Genomic DNA, 16,859 nt, shown 5'->3' with positions numbered 1-16,859 from the left:
AGGGTGAGCGAAATACCACCTTCTTTTTGGCTTGATGAAAACAACTCTGAATTTCCAAAACTAAGTCTTGCACTAACAGAGCCTAATGGACTGATTGCAATTGGCGGTAATTTGTCCGTTGAAAGATTACTGAAAGCTTATTCATTAGGAATCTTTCCTTGGTATGGCAAGGATGAACCTATACTTTGGTATTCGCCTGACCCAAGAATGGTTATTACACCTGAAAAATTTCATCTTTCAAAGAGCTTGAAGAGAGTCATTCAATCTTCTAAATTTGAGGTTTGTATTAATACCGACTTTAAAAATGTCATAGTTCAATGTCAAAAAATTGTGCGACAAGGACAATCTGGTACATGGATAAATGATGAAATGATTGAGGCTTATTGTAAACTTCATGAGTCTGGCCACGCCCATTCATACGAAGTTTATGAAAATGGAGAGCTTGTTGGTGGGCTTTATGGTGTTGCTTTGGGAGATGTTTTCTTTGGTGAGTCTATGTTCTCATTAGTGAGTAATGCATCAAAAGTTGCTTTTGCTTACTTACTTAAACAGAGCTCATATCAATTAATTGATTGTCAAGTTGAGAACAATCATTTAGAAAGTTTAGGTGCATTCAAAATGCCTAGGGATTTGTTTATACAACAGCTGAAGGCCTTTGTGTAAAATACTAGTATTAAAGAAAGTATCAGAGGTCCCATGAAAATTTTATTTAAATATGTTGTATTACTAGCGTTTGTATTCACTTTGTCCGCATGTGGCAGAATGGGTGATTTAACTTCGAATGAAGGTGGCCAGATAGATTCTGGAGAGTCAACATCTAGCACTTACTAGACATATAATTAATTGAATTCATTTTATTTTCAAAATAAAGTATTACACGCCGAGTCTGTTCCTGTTTCAGACTTAATGGGCGCGTATGGGTCTCCCCTTTACATTTATTCTAAAAGTCAAATAGAGTTTAACTGGCAACAGTTTGAAAAATCCTTTGGTTCGCATCCTCATTTAATTTGTTATGCTGTAAAGGCGAACTCAAATTTGGCAGTATTAAATGTTCTTGCTAACCTAGGTTCAGGATTTGATATAGTTTCAATTGGTGAGCTTGAAAGAGTAATTGCTGCAGGTGGTAATCCAAAAAAATGTGTATTCTCTGGAGTTGCTAAAACAGAGCAAGCGATTCAAAAGGCACTTGAATACGGAATTTACTGCTTCAATGTTGAATCAGTAGCTGAGTTAGACCGAATTGAGTCTGTTGCGGCTTCACTAAAGATGAATGCACCAATATCTATTCGAGTGAACCCGAATGTAGATGCAAAGACTCATCCATATATCTCGACAGGCTTAACTGAAAACAAGTTTGGAGTAAGCGTTGAGATTGCTCTATCTTTGTATAAAAAGACAAACCTTTCAGATCATCTTGAAGTTTTTGGTTTAGATTACCATATAGGGTCGCAAATTACAGACATTTCACCTTTCTTAGAGGCTCTTGATAAAGCACTCGAACTTATAGCAAGGCTTGAAGAAGAGGAAATTTATTTAAATCATATCGATATTGGTGGTGGAGTAGGGGTGACTTATGACAAAGAAACACCTATAAGTATTAATGATTACATGCATTCAGTAATTCAAAAAGTTGGTGATCTGAAGATTATGGTAGAACCTGGTAGATCCATTGTTGGGAATGCAGGAATCTTTGTCACCAAGGTTGAATATTTAAAACAGAATGAATTGAAATCATTTGCAATTGTCGATGGTGCAATGAATGATTTACTTCGACCTGCTCTTTATGGCTCCTATCATCAGGCGGTTACAATTGAAGATAATTCAAAAGGCATAAAGGATTCATGGGACATAGTTGGACCTGTATGTGAGACTGCAGATTTTTTGGCAAAGAGCAGAAGTCTTACTCTTAAGCAGGGAGACTATATTGCACTAATGACCGCTGGTGCATATGGATTTGTTTTAAGCTCTAACTATAACTCTAGGCCAAGAGTTGCGGAAGTAATGGTTGATGGTTCTGTGCATCAATTAGTGCGAATGAGAGAAACTACTGAATCACTTTTTAAAAATGAGAAGATATTAAAAAATGAAACTAACTAATAACCAGAAAAAATATTTACGTTCTATGGCACATGACTTAAAGCCCTTTGTAATGATTGGTCAGCATGGATTAAGTGAGTCGGTGCTTGCTGAAATGGAATCAACAATGCTCAAGCATGAGCTGATTAAAATTAAGTTAAGAATCAGTGATCGTGAAGAAAAACTAAAGATTATTAATAAAATTATAGAGCTTTCTAAGGCTGAACTAATTCAAGTGATTGGAGGGGTGATTGTTATTTATAGGCCTTTTGAAGATAATCCTGATATTATTCTACCAAGATCATAAAGATTAAAATGCTTTAGATAAATCCTGTTAATGCTTAGATAAAATGAAAATTGCCATCAGTGCTGCAGAAACTTCTGGCGACCTTGTCGCATCATCACTAGTGAGTGCACTGAAGTTGTACCGACCTGATTATGAAATAGAAGGATTAGCAGGTGACAAGATGGCTGCTGCTGGATGTAAAAGATTATGGCATACTGACCAAGTCAACGTGATGGGCCTTAGTGAAGTTTTAAAGAAACTGCCCACTATTTTGAGGCTTAGACGATCTATCATTCAATACTTTTCATCCAATAGGCCTGATGTTTTTATTGGAGTTGATTCTCCTGATTTTAATTTTAAGATTGAAAGAAAACTTAAAAAAAATGGAGTTAAAACGGTTCATTTTGTTAGTCCTTCAGTATGGGCATGGCGAGCAAATCGGATACATAAAATTAAAAAGTCAGCCGATTTAATGCTTTGTCTTTTTCCATTTGAGGTAGATTTTTATCGCACTCATCAGCAAAAAGCTATTTTTGTTGGACATCCATTGGCTGAAAAATTAAAGCCTCGAAAAAATCATATGCCAAATAAGCAAGTTTTATTAATGCCAGGATCAAGAGAGGCTGAAATTAAAACTTTATTGCCTGAGCTTTTGTCGGCTGCTAAATTGATGCGTAAAAAGATCCTGAGATTCAATTTAGCTTGTCACTTGCAAACGAACGTCTAAAGGACTGGGTAGAAGATAAGATTCAAGGACTGGATATTGTTCTAAGTTCTGGTGATGCACATGAAAAGATTAAAAATTCTGATCTAGTTATTGTTGCCTCAGGAACTGCAGCCTTAGAAGTGGCATTACTTGCTGTGCCGATGGTTGTGGTATATAAACTTTCAAAGGTAAGTTATCAGATTGTTAAGCCTTTACTAAATACTAAAAATGTTTCACTGCCAAATAAAATTTTAGGGAAAGACATTGTCCCTGAATTACTTCAAAATGACGTAAATGGTCAAAACATTTTTGAACAGGCTATGAAGTTAATTGAATCAGATAATACAAAACTAGTTAAAGAATTGGAAAAAATTCATGGTCTTTTAAATCAAAAAGCAAGTGTTAAGTCTGCCGAAGCAATCATTGAGTTCTTAGATGGATAAAGAGTTAAAAAAAATAGTTGAGTTAGCACTTTCAGAAGATATAGGTTCTGGAGACCTATCTTCAAGCCTTCTTGATGACGTCATTATAAATGCTGAAATAATTTGTAGAGATCGAGCGATTATCTGTGGAACAGAGTATTTTGACTTATGCTTTTTATCTCTTGATAAAGACATTCAAATAAAATGGAATTTGAAGGATGGTGACGAGGTTAAGCCTGGCGAAGTTATTTGCAATATTAAAGGAAAATCTCGAGCAATCATTACTGCAGAAAGAACGGCACTTAATTTTCTTCAAATTTTAAGTGGTACGTCAACTAAAACGAACTATCTAGTTAACCTCATAGGTAAAACAAAGGCGCAATTACTTGATACAAGAAAGACAATCCCGGGCTTAAGAAAAGCACAAAAATACGCTGTTAAGTGTGGTGGTGGTGTGAACCATAGGATGGGGCTTTATGACTGTATTATGCTAAAAGAAAATCATATTTTATCGATTGGTTCCCTTGATAAATCCATAAAGAAAGCTCTTAAAAAATATCCTGAAAAACCAATTGTGGTTGAAGTAGAGACTATGGAGCAGCTTCGTTCTGTACTATCAATAAAGGGAATAACGAGAGTTCTTTGTGATAACTTTAGTCTTATAGATCTTAAAGAGGCTGTCAAAATTGCGCAAGGTGTATATCCAATTGAAGCCTCAGGTGGAGTGAATGAAACAAATATTGTTAGTTATGCAGAGACTGGTGTTGACTATATTTCAATTGGCTCAGTTACAAAAGATGTTGCTGCGGTTGATCTATCTTTGAGATTTTCTTGATACCCTACTGCCTTAAAGGCTGGGCTTAGGTTATCTTCTCTGAAATTATAAGTTAAGGGTTTATTATTTAAATCAAGAACTGTGCCACCTGCGCCTTCAAGAATATATACCCCAGCTGCAGTATCCCATTCTGAGCAGCGCCCAAATTTAGGGTAGCAATCATAAACCCCTTCTGCAATTAAACAAAATTTAAGCGCACTTCCAAGCTTAAAAGTTTCAAAATTTGTTTTAGATCTAAGATGATTTTTAAGAGGTTTATTGTTATTTGAGTATCTTCCCACTACGATTTTTTCCCACCTATTAGGTTTTTTTGTAGAAATTTTATGAGGTTTATTTCCAACCAGTTTTATTGATGATTGACTTGGCAGCCGATAGTAGTGCACTTTGTGAAATGGCGAATAGATTAAACCAAAATCTGGGTAATGATTTCGAATAAGAGCGATGCTAATACAAAAGTCTGGTGAGCCATCTATAAAGTCACGAGTTCCATCTAAAGGGTCGATTAGCCAATATTCATCCCAAGATTTTCGAGATGAAAAAGGGATGTTAGATGATTCTTCAGATAGTATTGGTGTGTTAGGAGTTAGTTTTTTTAAAGTATTTATGATTAACTCATTTGATTCTTTATCAGCCTGAGTTACAGGGGTATTGTCACTCTTCATGATGAAGTTTCCTGAATTTTTGCGATGAGACATAATAATTTTTCCTACCTCAACAGTAAGAGTTATTAGTTCTGAAAGAATTGTGTCTAGCATAAGCCAAATTATATCATTGACAGTTGTATTTATTTTTTACTAAGAAGATAACTTAAGTAAAATTTATTTCTATTAATAAGGTGAAGCTGAGAATATGAAAAAACAGATATTAACTATGGGTGGTGGTGGATTTACTTCTAAGCCAGAGAATCTTAAATTGGATAAGTATTTATTGTCTTTGTCAGACAAAAAGAATCCTAAAGTTTGTTTTATACCTACGGCAAGTGGAGATGATGAGAGTTATAAAAAGCGTTTTTATTCTTCATATAAAAAGCTTAATTGTGAAACGAGCCATTTATCTTTATTTAGTCCACCAGAAGGTAACTTGAGAGATTTTGTTTTAGAAAAAGATATTTTTTATGTTGGTGGCGGTAATACAAGAAACCTTTTAGTTCTTTGGAAAGAGTGGGGCCTTGATAAGTTTTTACATGAGGCCTGGTGTAATGGGGCAATAATGGCTGGACTAAGTGCTGGATCTATTTGTTGGTTTGAGCAAGGCTTAACTGATTCAAAGACTGGTAAATTGCTTCCACTAGATTGTTTAGGCTTTCTTCAAGGAAGTAACTGCCCACATTTTGATACTGAAATTCAAAGGCGACCTGAATATCATAAAGCTATTTTAAATGGCACCATGAAGCCTGGAATTGCCTGTGATGATGGTGTTGCAGCCCACTTTATAGATGGGAAGCTTGAGCGCTGTGTGTCGTCTTTATTAAATGCAAAGGCTTATAGTATTAAAAATGATAATAGCATTATTAACGAGTCAGTTATTGAACCGAAATATCTCGATGATAAGTTTTAATTTACACAATAAAAAACCTAGTATTAAACTAGGTTTTTATATATATGGTGGGCCTACTTGGACTTGAACCAAGGACCAATCGATTATGAGTCGAGTGCTCTAACCAGCTGAGCTATAGGCCCGTAGAAAAACTATTCTAAAAAACTTTGAAGTTTGTGTGCACGAGAAGGATGCCTCAACTTTCTAAGCGCTTTGGCTTCAATTTGGCGAATTCTTTCACGAGTAACATCAAACTGTCTACCCACTTCTTCAAGTGTGTGGTCTGTGCTCATGTCTATTCCAAATCGCATTTTTAAAACCTTTGCTTCACGAGGTGATAAGTTAGCTAAAAGATCACCAGTAGTTTCTTTAAGACTTTCACGAGTTGTTACTTCCACAGGTGAAGAAAGGTTTGTATCTTCAATAAAATCACCAATTGTAGAATCTTCATCGTCTCCAACTGGGTTCTCCATTGATAATGGCTCTTTAGCAATCTTAAGTATTTTATTAATTTTATATTCTGGTAATTCCATCTCAACAGAAAGCTCTTCAGGCGTCGCCTCCCTTCCAAATCTTTGAAGAAGTTGACGTCTTACTCGATTCAATTTGTTGATAGTTTCAATCATGTGAACTGGAATACGAATAGTTCGGGCTTGATCAGCAATTGATCTGGTAATTGCTTGGCGGATCCACCAAGTTGCGTAGGTTGAAAATTTATAACCCCTTCGATATTCAAACTTGTCTACTGCCTTCATTAGCCCAACGTTTCCTTCTTGGATAAGGTCTAGGAATTGAAGGCCACGATTTGCATATTTTTTGGCAATAGAAATTACAAGCCTTAAATTAGCTTCAATCATTTGACTTTTGGCAACTTTAGCCTTTCTGTCACCCTTTCGAAGCCTTTTGTTAATTTCTTTAAGCTCTGCAATTGTTAACTTCATTGCTTGTTCATGCTCTAAAAGACTCTTTTGTGAGTAATAAATTTCTTTTTCAGTTTTTTCTAATGCTTTTAGAGTTGCTTTATCAAGATCAATAGATTTAAGCCAGTCAAAATTCGTTTCGTTTCCTGGAAATGATGCATAAAAAAGCTCTGAACTCATACCAGCATCAAGGCAAACTTGACGTATAAGCTTTTCTTCTTTTTTCACCATATCTACTCGACTTGAAACAAGCTCCATCATTGTACTAACAAGTTTTGGTGCAAGTCTTAGTTCAGAGATGCAATTAGAAAATTTTTGTCTAGCTTTAACAGTTTTATCATCAAGATAGCCATTTTTCTCAAATAATTTAACATAGCTTTTATGAGATTTTTGTATTTTATCAAAACGTTCATATACCATTCCTTCATCAGGGCCAGTATATTCTAACTCATCAAAATCTTCTTCATCCTCATCAATCTCTTCTGAGAGCTCATCTGTTTCCATTGCATCAAGCTGTGCTTGTTTTTCATCAAGTAGGGCTTGTTTTTCCTTAATAAGTACCTGTTTTTCTTCGAACTCTTCAGCATCTCCTTGGTAACCAATAACTACATCAGTCATCTTACACTTGCCTTCTTCTAGTCTTGTGTAGGCCTTGAAGAAATAGTCAGAGATTTCAGGATAAAGAGAAATTGCCTGTAAGATCTGATAAACGCCTGCTTCAATTTCTTTAGCAATGCGGACTTCGTCTTTTTGCTCTAAAAGTTCAACTACGCCCATTTCTCTCATATACATTCTAACAGGGTCAGTAGTTCTTCCAAATTCTGAATCAAGGGCAGCTAGGGCAGCAACTGCAACCTCTGCAGAGCTAGATTCTGCTTTTCCACCAGACTTCATTACTAACTCATCAGCATCAGGCGCTTCATCAGCAACCAATATGTCCATTTCTTCTAAGATTGTTACAATTGGCTCAACCTGTTCAGGTGTTAATAAGTCTTCTGGTAAGAGGTCATTGATTTCTGAGTAAGTCAGGTATCCTTGTTCTTTTCCAATTGTTATTAGACTATTAAGGGCTTTTTTGTGAGCTTCAGTAGTTGTTTTCATAATTTGATTTTTTCAAAACAGAGAGGAAATTATACCTAAAAGAGGAGATTGTTTATACCATTAATTCAGCCCTATAGAGGCCTAGGATTAGTCTGAATCTGCAAAAATTGTACTGATAGATTGTTCATCACTAATTCTTCGAATAACGTCTGCAAGAGTTGTTGCAATTGATAATTGCCTAATTTTGTTGCATTTATTTGCATGATTCGTTAATGGAATTGTGTTTGTAATAACCAATTCATCCAGCTTAGAGTTTGATATATTTTCAATAGCACCTCCAGAAAGAACCGCATGGGTTGCGTAAGCAACAACTTTCTTTGCGCCCTTTTCTTTTAATATTTCAGCAGCTTGGCAGAGCGTTCCGGCGGTATCAACCATGTCATCAATCATAATGCAGGTACGTCCTTCTACATCACCAATTACATTCATGACTTTAACTAAGTTTGGTGCTGGACGCCTTTTATCAATAATTGCAAGGTCTGCGTCATTAATTCTTTTTGCTGCTGCTCTTGCTCTAGCTACTCCACCAACATCTGGAGATACTACGACTACATCTTGATAATTATGATCCAAAATATCTTTGACAAGGACAGGTTGAGCATATATGTTATCAATTGGAATATTGAAGAAGCCTTGAATCTGATCTGCATGTAAGTCCATTGTCAATATGCGGTCTACACCTGACGTTTCAATTAATTGAGCGACAAGCTTTGCAGTTATTGGAACGCGAGTTAGTCTCGAGCGCCTATCTTGTCTAGAGTAGCCAAGATATGGAACTACTGCTGTAATTTTTCCGGCAGAAGAGCGCCTCAGAGCATCAACCATTATTAATAACTCCATTAAAGTTTCAGCCGATGAAGGGCCGCAGGTTGGCTGAATAACGAACACATCACATCCACGCACATTATCAAGGATTTCAACTTGAGCTTCACCATCACTAAATTGTCCTACAAAGGCCTTACTTTGGGTGATATTGAGATTAGTAATAATTTCGGATGAGAGATCAGGATTTGCGTTTCCGCTAAAGATCTTTATTCTTTCTAGAGACATCCAATTAGACTTTTATTGATGTAGGATGCAATTATACAAACAAATTACGTGGCTAAGCACAATAGTTTTGTAATTGAATCGAGATTTATAGTACTTCCTCTATTGATGCTGCAATATCTTCCGGCTCAACAGTTGAACTAAAACGTTTAAAGGGTATACCATCACAATCAATTAGAAATTTACTGAAATTCCATTTGACGCTATCGTTTAGTTTTCCTTTCAACTCGCTTTTTAAATATTTGAACAGGGGATGAGCGTTTTTACCATTGACATCAACTTTTGTTGACATAAGAAACGTAACGTCATAATTTAGGTTACAAAAATCTTTGATTTCTTCAGAAGTTCCAGGCTCTTGTTTACCAAATTGATTGCAAGGAAAGCCAATTATCACTAAACCTCTTTCTTTGTACTTTTGGTAGAGTTTTTCGAGTCCAGAATAGTGATAGGTTAGACCACAGAAGCTTGCAGTATTTACAATTAAAATTGCTTTGCCTTTAAATTTGCTCAAAGAGATTTCTTCCCCATCAAGCTGACTAAAGTTAAATTGATATGCATTTTCATTCATGATTCTTACCTTATGCTGGTTAATTTAAATAATATGGCTGGGGCGGATGGATTCGAACCATCGGTACACGGGATCAAAACCCGATGCCTTACCACTTGGCTACACCCCAATTATATAATGGTGATTTATCAATCGCTTTTGCGATAAAACCAGTCCATTTTGATGGCAATTTATTAATTGCTATCGATGCATCTTTTTCTTTTTCAAAGGCTACAAAAACACAACATCCACTTCCAGTCATTCTTGCAATTCCGATGTGGTTATCAGTTGAGTCTAGATGAGCTATAGCCTCTTCTATATCAGCTTCTAAATGAATTGCAGCATCTAAGCAGTCGTTATGAGGATTAGATACCATTGAAAAGTCTGCTATTTTCCTTTGTACTGGAGACATTGTCAATGCTTTGTGTGTGAAAATTTCTTTCGTGGATATATGTTTACCAATTGTAACAATTAAATAAAAGTATTTTGGTAGGCTTAGTGGTGTAAGTATTTCACCTGTACCTTCGCCCCAAGAGCTATGACCATTAATAAATACGGGAACGTCTGCACCAAGATTTTGACCAATATCTACTAATTCTTCTTTAGGTAAATTAAGATTCCAAAGCTTATTAAGAGCAATTAAGACAGTCGCTGCATTTGAGCTGCCACCTCCTAAGCCACCGCCTATAGGTATTTTTTTTACTATAGCAATATCTGCCCCACCCTTTGATCCTGTGATTTTTTTTAGGAGAGTTGCGCTGCGTATTGTTAAGTCCTGATCTTTTGAAATATTTTCATTGCCACTAATTCGGCTAATTAATCCATCACTTCTATAATTAATATTTATCTCATCACAGTAATCTACAAGTTGAAAAATGGTCTGAATGTTATGATAACCATCAGACCTTTTTGAGGTTACATGCAAAAATAAATTAATTTTAGCGGGTGATAAGTAAGTCAATTTAAGCTTTAATGAAATGCTCTTTGTAGTGCTTTAATTCATCAATTGAGTCGTAAACATCTGATAATGCTAAATGCCTAGATTTTTTATATGTGGAAGAAATAATGCTTGGCTTCCACCGAACAGCTAATTCTTTTAATGTGGAGACGTCGATATGTCGATAGTGAAAAAACTTTTCTAGTTTTGGCATGTAGTTATATAAAAACCTTCTATCCTGACAAATCGAATTCCCACACATGGGAGATGCGCCTTGGTCGACATATTTAATAAGAAAATCTAGGGTTTGGGATTCTGCCTCAGCAGTGGAAACTTTGCTTTCTATTACTCTTTGGACAAGTCCAGATTGATTATGTTGATTTGTGTTCCAGTCGTCCATTCCATCAAGTAGATCGCTATTTTGATGAATAGCTAACGAAGGGCCCTCTTCTATTACATTTAGATTGGCATCGGTAACTACTGTTGCTATCTCAATAATGACATCACTTTCAGGAATTAATCCCGTCATTTCAAGGTCTATCCAGATAAGATTAGTTTTTTTATTCATAATTAATTTAATTATTACTAGCGACAATATATTCTTCAAGTTTTTCTTTTGCACTTCCATCTGATAATACTTTGGAGGCTTTTTCAATCCCTAAGCTCAGTGTATCTTCGAGACCACTTACATAAATAGCAGCTCCAGCATTTAAAGCAATGATATTTTTTGCAGTACCATTATGCCCAGAAAATGCTTCATAAATTAGAGAGAGTGACTCATCAGCATTTTCTGCTTTAATATCATTAAGGTTACCTAGCTTTAAACCAAAGTCATCTGGATGAACACTATAGGTTGAGACTTCATCATTATATAATTCAGCTACAAAGGTTTTATCAGCTACAGAAAATTCATCAAGTCCATCTGCAGAATGAACTACCATAACATGTCGAGATTTAAGGCTTTTTAGGACGTTAGCGATTGGCTCAACTAGGTTTCTGTCATAAACTCCAATAACTTGATTAGGGGCTTTAGCTGGATTAGTAAGGGGGCCTAAAACATTAAATATAGTTCTGACTGCCAGTTCTCTACGCGGACCAATTGCATGTTTCATTGCATTATGATGTGCAGGTGCAAACATAAATCCAACGCCTATTTTTTCAATACATTCGCTAATGACTTCGGGGCTTAAGTTAAGATTTATTCCAGCTGCCTCCAGAACATCTGCACTTCCAGATTTTGATGAAATGGAACGATTACCATGCTTAGCAACCTTTCCACCTGCAGCTGCAACAACAAAGGCAGAGGCAGTCGATATATTAAACAATCCTAGACCATCTCCACCTGTTCCACAAGTATCTACAAGGTACTCAGTGCTTCTTAATTCAACCGAAGTTGCCAGTGAGCGCATTACCTTTGCACTGGCAGTAATTTCTTCAATTGTTTCGCCTTTCATGGATAAGCCAATTAAAAAAGCACCAATCTGTGCATCCGTTGTTTGGCCAGTCATAATGCTATTCATGACATCAAGCATTTCACCTTCATTTAGATCTTTTTTTGAAATAACAGCTTTAATGGCTTGATTTATATTCATGGTTAGCTTTGGCTCATTAGATATTCAATATCATCTACATTTTTAATAGCTGCTTCAGATAGAACATGGTTTCCATCAATAGTAACTAGAACATCGTCTTCGATCCTGATTCCAATATTCCAGTATTTTGGATCAATTTTATCATCCTTGCGGATGTAGATTCCAGGCTCCACTGTTGTTACCATGCCTACTTCAAATTTTCGAAAAGAATTGTCAATTTCTTTAGCTCCAACATCATGAACATCTAAACCTAACCAATGGCCTGTTCCATGCATATAGAATTTTCTTAAATTACTTATATCATCCATTATCCCTAGCTTCATAAGCCCCCTTGAAATAATTTCACATGCAATTTCATGAGGCTTATTTACATCTCCACCTGGAATAATTGAAGCGATAGCCTGAATCTGGGCATTTAAAACAATTTCGTATATTTCTTTTTGAGGGTTACTAAACTTTCCATTAACTGGAAAGGTTCTTGTAATATCAGATGCATAACCAAGAATTTCACAGCCAGCATCTATGAGAAGAAGGTCACCATCATTTAATAATTTATTGTTTTCATTGTAATGAAGTATGCAAGCATTTTCTCCGCCTGCGACAATTGGAGGGTAAGAATGTTCTGAGTTTTCGTTTTTGAATACGGAGTCAAATTCAGCAGCAATGTTGTACTCATAAAGTCCGGGCTGAGTTTTTACCATAGCCTTCATATGTGCTTTTGAAGCAAGATCTGCTGCGGTTTGCATATTTTTTACTTCAGAAGCATCTTTAATAATCCTCATTTCTGACAAATATGGGTTTAAAGGTTGAATACTGCTACTAAAAATTGAAACAATAGTTTTATTAAGAATATTAGTACTTGCTCTATTTTTCCAGCCATCAGAAGTTGGCTGATCAAAATATAAAGAAGATTCTTTATTTATGAGTTTCTTAATTTCATCTGTAAAAGTATTAATATCATAAGCATAGTCGACTAATAAAGTTTCAGGTGCAAGATCAACTCCAAGTCTCACTCCATTCCAGATTTCCTGAGTTTTATCTTTGGGCCTTAAAAAAATGCTGTAATTATTTTTAGAGAAAACTGCGATTGCATCAGGCTCTATAAAACCAGTAAGATACCAAAAACTGCTGTCTGGTCGAAAGGGGTAGTTGACATCACTATTTCTTTTTTGTTCACTATTTGTAGATACAATTACTACTGCATCATCTCCTAGTATGCTTAACAACTCTTCTCTTCTTTTTTTATGTATCATTTTGTTAGGTACATTAATTCATTGATAAATAACCCAAGAAAGATACCATGAAAAAGATACGACTTTATCAAAATACTGCTCTATCTCTGGGCAATAGTATTGAGTTAAGTAAAGATAATAGCCATCATCTTAACAAAGTTTTGCGTTTTCCAGATGGTAAAAATATCACTATATTTAATGGTGATGGTTTTGATTACGACGCAAAAGTTCAAAGGTTAAAAAAAATAACCAGCATTAGTATTGTTTCAAAGTTAAAAAATGATTCTGAATCCAAGCTAAATTTAACGCTAGCGCAGGGGATTGCTAAAGGCGAAAAAATGGATTTTTTAATTCAAAAATCCATAGAATTGGGTGTAACAAGTATTATCCCAATGCAACTAGAGCGCAGTGTAGTTAGATTAAAAGGTGACCGAGCTCAAAAAAAAATAGAGCATTGGCAAAAGATAGCAAACCATGCATGTGAGCAATCTGGACGAGCCGTAATTGTTAATATCTGCCAACCTACTTTACTCAGTGAATTGCTTGGCAATCAAAATCATAATGGCTTTGTTCTGCATCATCGTGCAAATATAAGTCTTGCTCAAATGCCTGAGTACTCAAGTGCAACAATTCTCATTGGACCAGAGGGAGGATTAACGGATCAAGAAGTTGCTGATTCAACAAATGCCGGATTTAAGCCACTCTTATTAGGGAAACGAGTTTTAAGGACTGAAACTGCATCACTAGTTGCTATAGCTAATATGCAGCTTTTATGGGGTAGCTGAAAATATTTTTAATTTTCTTTTTTTACTCAACATCACCTAGGTCATTACTAAGTTCCCGGGCTCGGTCATAAGCAGCCCTTGTAGCTGCTGCAACTATTCCCTCAAAGTTTTGATCTTGAAAGCTTTCAATAGCTGCTTGGGTTGTTCCATTGGGGGAAGTAACTTCTTTCCTAAGTGTCTTTGAATCTTTGCCACTCTTAGTTGCCATTAGGCTTGCACCTAAACTAGTTTGAATACTTAAAGAGTTTGCAGTTTTTTCATCTAAACCAAGAGCAGTTGCTGCTTGAGTAATTGATTGCATCAATAGAAAAAAATAAGCCGGCCCACTTCCAGATATGGCAGTAATTGCATCAATTAATTTCTCATCATCTACCCAGAAACATTCGCCCACAGACGATAAGATTGAAGTTACTAATTCTTTTTGTTGATTGCTGACTAAATTATTTGCAAAAAGACCTGTAACGCCACTTTGAAATAGTGCAGGTGTATTAGGCATTGTTCTTACGAGAGCAAAATTACCTCCTAACCAACGATTAATATCATTACCCCTAATTCCGGCTACGATAGAGACAAAAAGGTGGTTTGGTTTAACTTTATTTTTTAATTGAAGGCAAACTATCGAGAGTACTTGAGGCTTTACTGCAAAAACAACAATATCACTATTATCTAGTAAAGAGTTATTATCAGAATATGTTGTGATTTTAAGTTCAGAATGACGGTTGATAAGAAGCTCTTCATTAGAGTCGCTTACATTTATATTTTTAGCATCAAAGCCATTACTTAGGAGGCCTTTAATCAGTGCATACGCCATATTTCCAGCTCCAATAAATCCAATGACTGTTTTGTTTTCCATATAAAATATATTAGTTATAAATGCTTAAATCAATTCTACCAAACTTGCAATAAATAAAGAACATTAATGAAAAAATTTCAGCCAAAACTAATATTGATTGATGTTGATGGAACTCTAGTTGATAGTGTCCCTGACCTTGCCTACTGTGTTGACGAGATGATGATTCAGCTTGGTATGCCGATAAGAGGAGAGTCAAGGGTTAGACATTGGGTTGGAAATGGTGTTCCTAGATTAGTAGAGCGAGCTTTGACTGGAGATTTGGATCTTAAGCCAAGTCGAGAAGTATTCGAAACCGCGTATCCAATTTTTTTAGATCTGTATGCTGAAAATTCAGCAATAAGGTCAAACTTATATGATGGGGTTAAAGAGGGATTAGATTATTTACAATCTAAGAATTATCTTTTAGGCTGTGTTACTAATAAAGCAGAGCAGTTTACTCACCCATTACTAAAATCATTAAATATCTATGATTACTTTAAGATAGTCATTTCTGGTGATACTTTGAAAAAGAAAAAACCAGACCCTTTACCGCTTCTTCATGGCGCTAGTTTTTTTAATATAGATCCAAAAGAATGCCTTATGTTGGGAGACTCTGTAAGTGATGTAAAGGCTGCTAGAGCAGCTGGATTTGATATAATTTGTATGTCATATGGCTACAATCATGGTAATAACATATTAGATGAAAGCCCTGATCTTGTAATCGATTCTATGACGCAGTTAAGAGAGTGCCTTTAATGAGTATTGATGATAATCATATTTGGCATCCTTATGCTACGATACCAAATAAGGTGCCTACTTATCTGGTTGATACTGCAGATGGGGTTTATCTTAACTTTAAAAATGGAACTCGTGTTATTGATGGTATGAGTAGCTGGTGGTCAATGATTCATGGTTACAATAATCCTTTCATAAATAGGGCAATGAAGGCTCAGATTGATGCTGTATCTCACGTAATGTTTGGAGGGCTTACTCACCAACCTGCTATTGACTTATGTGAAAAACTCATAAAAATAACTCCTCAAGGGCTTGATAAAGTTTTTTTTGCTGATTCTGGCTCTGTTTCTGTAGAAGTTTCTCTTAAGATGGCTTTGCAGTATTGGCAAAATAAAGGAAAAAAAGAAAAGTCACATTTTGTAACCCCTAGAGGTGGTTACCATGGTGATACTTTTGGAGCGATGAGTGTGTGTGACCCAAATAATGGCATGCACCATTTGTTTAGTGGTGTACTTCCAAAACATTACTTTGTAACTCAGCCCAAGTCAGGGAAAAGCGCTGAAGCTCTTTTAGATTTAGAGTCAAGACTTAAAGAAAGTCATAATAATATTGCAGCAATTATTCTTGAGCCCATTGTTCAAGGGGCTGGTGGAATGAATATTTATGATGCTGATTATCTCAAAGGCGTTAGATCTTTATGTGATGATTATGAGGTCTTATTGATTGTAGATGAAATAGCGACAGGTTTTGGCCGAACAGGAGAACTCTTTGGTTGCAATCATGCAAATATTTCTCCTGATATTCTTTGTATAGGTAAGGCTTTAACTGGTGGCTATATGACTATGGCAGCCGCAATAACTTCCGAAAAAGTCTCTACTACAGTTGGCGTATTAATGCATGGGCCTACTTTTATGGCAAATCCTTTATCCTGTTCAGCGGCGAATGCTAGTATTGATTTACTTCTTAGTAGCAACTGGAAAAAAAGAATCTCAGAGATTCAAGACATTCTTTCATCTCAATTACTAGCTTTAAAGAAACATAAATCTATATTTGACGTTAGAGTCATTGGGGCAATAGGCGTTGTAGAGTTTAATGAGCCTCTTGATATGAAGAGAACCCAAGAGCAGTTAATTGACTGTGGAATTTGGCTTAGACCTTATGGCAAACTACTCTACACGATGCCACCTTTTATAATAACTGATCAAGAGTTACTTCAAATTACTGATGCAATGAAAGATGTGGCTGAAAGCCTTTAGGAAAAAGTTATATT

Annotated in this window: 18 protein-coding genes, 2 tRNA genes and 1 pseudogene; 10 read left to right on the top strand and 11 right to left on the bottom strand. The window is 35.8% G+C overall.

The window, feature by feature from the left end:
* Window positions 1-3 precede the first annotated feature (3 nt).
* From aat to nadC, 6 genes and pseudogenes are all read left to right on the top strand, one after another.
* The gene (gene aat / locus ABXT44_RS08190; RefSeq protein WP_416686813.1) at window positions 4-663 is read left to right on the top strand and encodes a leucyl/phenylalanyl-tRNA--protein transferase; all 660 of its coding nucleotides are present in this window, start codon (window positions 4-6) and stop codon (window positions 661-663) included.
* Window positions 664-696: 33 nt separating this feature from the next.
* Window positions 697-831, top strand: a complete 135-nt coding sequence (gene lptM, locus ABXT44_RS08185; protein WP_416686811.1) for an LPS translocon maturation chaperone LptM — start codon at window positions 697-699, stop codon at window positions 829-831.
* Between the two features lie 12 nt (window positions 832-843).
* The gene (lysA, locus tag ABXT44_RS08180) at window positions 844-2,097 is read left to right on the top strand and encodes a diaminopimelate decarboxylase (RefSeq protein WP_416686809.1); all 1,254 of its coding nucleotides are present in this window, start codon (window positions 844-846) and stop codon (window positions 2,095-2,097) included.
* Entirely contained in the window at window positions 2,084-2,383 is a 300-nt protein-coding gene (gene yhbY, locus ABXT44_RS08175) for a ribosome assembly RNA-binding protein YhbY (protein WP_416677863.1), read from the top strand. The genes lysA and yhbY overlap by 14 nt, the downstream gene beginning before the upstream one ends.
* 43 nt (window positions 2,384-2,426) lie before the next feature.
* Window positions 2,427-3,511: pseudogene (lpxB, locus tag ABXT44_RS08170) on the top strand (lipid-A-disaccharide synthase).
* Window positions 3,504-4,325 (top strand): carboxylating nicotinate-nucleotide diphosphorylase, encoded by an 822-nt coding sequence (gene nadC / locus ABXT44_RS08165; protein ID WP_416686808.1) that lies wholly within the window; start codon window positions 3,504-3,506, stop codon window positions 4,323-4,325. The pseudogene lpxB and the gene nadC overlap by 8 nt, the downstream one beginning before the upstream one ends.
* Here nadC and cysQ read toward each other — a convergent pair.
* The gene (cysQ, locus tag ABXT44_RS08160) at window positions 4,259-5,080 is read right to left on the bottom strand and encodes a 3'(2'),5'-bisphosphate nucleotidase CysQ (RefSeq protein WP_416686807.1); all 822 of its coding nucleotides are present in this window, start codon (window positions 5,078-5,080) and stop codon (window positions 4,259-4,261) included. The genes nadC and cysQ overlap by 67 nt on opposite strands.
* A 94-nt stretch (window positions 5,081-5,174) precedes the next feature.
* Between cysQ and ABXT44_RS08155 the strand changes: the two genes are divergently transcribed.
* Window positions 5,175-5,882 carry a peptidase E gene (locus ABXT44_RS08155; RefSeq protein WP_271558703.1) on the top strand — a complete coding sequence of 236 codons (708 nt, stop codon included), beginning with the start codon at window positions 5,175-5,177 and terminating at the stop codon, window positions 5,880-5,882.
* Window positions 5,883-5,927: 45 nt separating this feature from the next.
* Here ABXT44_RS08155 and ABXT44_RS08150 read toward each other — a convergent pair.
* The 9 genes from ABXT44_RS08150 to ABXT44_RS08110 form a co-directional block, all read right to left on the bottom strand.
* Window positions 5,928-6,004 (bottom strand) — tRNA-Ile (locus ABXT44_RS08150).
* Window positions 6,005-6,013: 9 nt separating this feature from the next.
* The gene (rpoD, locus tag ABXT44_RS08145; RefSeq protein ID WP_271558704.1) at window positions 6,014-7,882 is read right to left on the bottom strand and encodes an RNA polymerase sigma factor RpoD; all 1,869 of its coding nucleotides are present in this window, start codon (window positions 7,880-7,882) and stop codon (window positions 6,014-6,016) included.
* Window positions 7,883-7,969: 87 nt separating this feature from the next.
* Window positions 7,970-8,932 carry a ribose-phosphate pyrophosphokinase gene (locus ABXT44_RS08140; RefSeq protein ID WP_416686805.1) on the bottom strand — a complete coding sequence of 321 codons (963 nt, stop codon included), beginning with the start codon at window positions 8,930-8,932 and terminating at the stop codon, window positions 7,970-7,972.
* A gap of 85 nt (window positions 8,933-9,017) precedes the next feature.
* Window positions 9,018-9,497 (bottom strand): glutathione peroxidase, encoded by a 480-nt coding sequence (locus ABXT44_RS08135; protein ID WP_416686803.1) that lies wholly within the window; start codon window positions 9,495-9,497, stop codon window positions 9,018-9,020.
* Between the two features lie 34 nt (window positions 9,498-9,531).
* A tRNA-Gln gene (locus ABXT44_RS08130) sits at window positions 9,532-9,606 on the bottom strand.
* Complete coding sequence (gene ispE / locus ABXT44_RS08125) at window positions 9,586-10,437, bottom strand: 4-(cytidine 5'-diphospho)-2-C-methyl-D-erythritol kinase (protein ID WP_416686801.1); 852 nt, start codon at window positions 10,435-10,437, stop codon at window positions 9,586-9,588. The genes ABXT44_RS08130 and ispE overlap by 21 nt, the downstream gene beginning before the upstream one ends.
* A gap of 1 nt (window position 10,438) precedes the next feature.
* A complete protein-coding gene (gene orn, locus ABXT44_RS08120) occupies window positions 10,439-10,981 on the bottom strand; it encodes an oligoribonuclease (RefSeq protein ID WP_416677852.1) in 543 nt (180 codons plus the stop codon).
* A 7-nt stretch (window positions 10,982-10,988) separates the two neighbouring features.
* Window positions 10,989-12,005, bottom strand: a complete 1,017-nt coding sequence (gene trpD / locus ABXT44_RS08115) for an anthranilate phosphoribosyltransferase (protein ID WP_416686799.1) — start codon at window positions 12,003-12,005, stop codon at window positions 10,989-10,991.
* Window positions 12,006-12,007: 2 nt separating this feature from the next.
* Window positions 12,008-13,258: an aminopeptidase P N-terminal domain-containing protein gene (locus tag ABXT44_RS08110; RefSeq protein WP_416686798.1), complete on the bottom strand. Its 1,251-nt coding sequence runs from the start codon at window positions 13,256-13,258 to the stop codon at window positions 12,008-12,010.
* A 47-nt stretch (window positions 13,259-13,305) separates the two neighbouring features.
* On the opposite strand from ABXT44_RS08110, the gene ABXT44_RS08105 reads away from it, so the two are divergent.
* Window positions 13,306-14,022, top strand: a complete 717-nt coding sequence (locus ABXT44_RS08105) for a 16S rRNA (uracil(1498)-N(3))-methyltransferase (RefSeq protein ID WP_416686796.1) — start codon at window positions 13,306-13,308, stop codon at window positions 14,020-14,022.
* A gap of 22 nt (window positions 14,023-14,044) precedes the next feature.
* Here the strand turns inward: ABXT44_RS08105 and proC are convergent, their stop codons facing one another.
* Window positions 14,045-14,875 (bottom strand): pyrroline-5-carboxylate reductase, encoded by an 831-nt coding sequence (proC, locus tag ABXT44_RS08100; protein WP_416686794.1) that lies wholly within the window; start codon window positions 14,873-14,875, stop codon window positions 14,045-14,047.
* Between the two features lie 66 nt (window positions 14,876-14,941).
* On the opposite strand from proC, the gene ABXT44_RS08095 reads away from it, so the two are divergent.
* Together ABXT44_RS08095 and bioA are read left to right on the top strand one after the other, a co-directional pair.
* Window positions 14,942-15,610 carry a phosphoglycolate phosphatase gene (locus ABXT44_RS08095; protein ID WP_416686792.1) on the top strand — a complete coding sequence of 223 codons (669 nt, stop codon included), beginning with the start codon at window positions 14,942-14,944 and terminating at the stop codon, window positions 15,608-15,610.
* Window positions 15,610-16,845, top strand: coding sequence for an adenosylmethionine--8-amino-7-oxononanoate transaminase (bioA, locus tag ABXT44_RS08090; protein ID WP_416686791.1), 1,236 nt, complete (start codon window positions 15,610-15,612; stop codon window positions 16,843-16,845). Before ABXT44_RS08095 ends, bioA begins: the two co-directional genes overlap by 1 nt.
* The last annotated feature ends 14 nt before the right edge of the window (window positions 16,846-16,859 follow it).

Source organism: Candidatus Pseudothioglobus sp. Uisw_041, from assembly GCF_048087625.1.
GTDB lineage: Bacteria > Pseudomonadota > Gammaproteobacteria > PS1 > Pseudothioglobaceae > Pseudothioglobus.
This window is presented reverse-complemented; position numbering and strand designations above follow the sequence as displayed.